The 783-nt window shown below is 61.2% G+C and carries 1 protein-coding gene; it reads left to right on the forward strand.

The annotated features are described in order from the left end of the window. The coding region (locus tag KIP88_RS45895) for an IS701 family transposase (protein WP_214494637.1) at positions 1–783 on the forward strand (783 nt) is incomplete at both ends.

Below are 783 nucleotides of genomic sequence, written 5' to 3' on the forward strand. Positions count from 1 at the left end.
CGTCTGTATCTGCCAAAGGAGTGGGTGACGGACCGTACACGTCGGCGCAAAGCCGGTGTACCCAAGGAGATTACCTTCAAGACCAAGCCGGCAATTGCACTCGATCATTTGCGCTGGGCCTGTGCGGCGGGCTTGCCGCGCGGCGTGGTACTGATGGACGCCGGCTATGGCACCGACACCGCTCTGCGTGGAGATATCACCGCACTTGGCCTGAGCTATGTGGCTGGCATCCTGCCACAAACATCGGTATGGACGCCTGGAACTGGGCCGCGGCCGCCGAAGAAGTGGTCGGGGAACGGGCGACCTCCAAAGTTGCTGCGGCGTGACAGCAAGCACCGACCGATTTCGGCCAAGAAGCTTGCGATCGGCCTGCGATCACATGCTTGGCACAAGATCACGTGGCGTGAGGGTACGGCAAAACGGTTGTCCTCGCGCTTTGCCCGTGTGCGCGTCCGTCCGGCACATCGAGATTACTGGCGCGCCGAAAGCCGGCCGGAGGAATGGCTGCTGATCGAGTGGCCGGCAGGCGAGGAGGCGCCGACCAAATATTGGTTGTCAACGCTTCCGGCGAACATTGGCTTCCGTCAGTTCGTCGATATCGTCAAGCTGCGCTGGCGCATTGAGCGCGACTACCACGAACTCAAACAGGAAGTTGGCCTTGGCCACTTCGAGGGGCGAAGCTGGCGTGGCTTCCACCATCACGCAACACTGTGCATTGCCGCCTACGGATTTCTGGTCTCCGAGCGAGAAACGATTCCCCCCTCAGAAACAGCCTCCACCAAG

The sequence above is a fragment of the Bradyrhizobium sp. SRL28 genome (genome assembly GCF_018596315.1).
Lineage (GTDB): Bacteria > Pseudomonadota > Alphaproteobacteria > Rhizobiales > Xanthobacteraceae > Bradyrhizobium.